The organism is Massilia consociata (assembly GCF_042432755.1).
Lineage (GTDB): Bacteria > Pseudomonadota > Gammaproteobacteria > Burkholderiales > Burkholderiaceae_D > Telluria > Telluria consociata.
In genome coordinates, this window is sequence record NZ_JBHLWP010000051.1 from 1 (window position 1) to 584 (window position 584).

Sequence of the window (584 nt, forward strand, 5' to 3'; positions counted from 1 at the left end):
TTCAAAGCCTCCCACCTATCCTACACAGATTGGTTCAAAGTCCAATGCAAAGCTACAGTAAAGGTTCATGGGGTCTTTCCGTCTAGCCGCGGGTAGATTGCATCATCACAAACATTTCAACTTCGCTGAGTCTCGGGAGGAGACAGTGTGGCCATCGTTACGCCATTCGTGCAGGTCGGAACTTACCCGACAAGGAATTTCGCTACCTTAGGACCGTTATAGTTACGGCCGCCGTTTACTGGGACTTCAATCAAGAGCTTGCACCCCATCATTTAATCTTCCAGCACCGGGCAGGCGTCACACCCTATACGTCCACTTTCGTGTTTGCAGAGTGCTGTGTTTTTATTAAACAGTCGCAGCCACCAGTTTATTGCAACCCTTTCACCCTTCCACAGTAAAGTGGTCAAGCTACCGGGGCGTACCTTTTCCCGAAGTTACGGTACCAATTTGCCGAGTTCCTTCTCCCGAGTTCTCTCAAGCGCCTTAGAATACTCATCTCGCCCACCTGTGTCGGTTTGCGGTACGGTCTCGTATGACTGAAGCTTAGAGGCTTTTCTTGGAACCACTTCCGATTGCTTCGTGGC

General features: G+C 50.2%; 1 rRNA gene. It reads right to left on the bottom strand.

Features of this window, described 5'->3' with window-relative positions:
• A 23S ribosomal RNA gene (locus ACFFJK_RS22875) occupies positions 1-584 on the bottom strand; the annotation flags it as partial.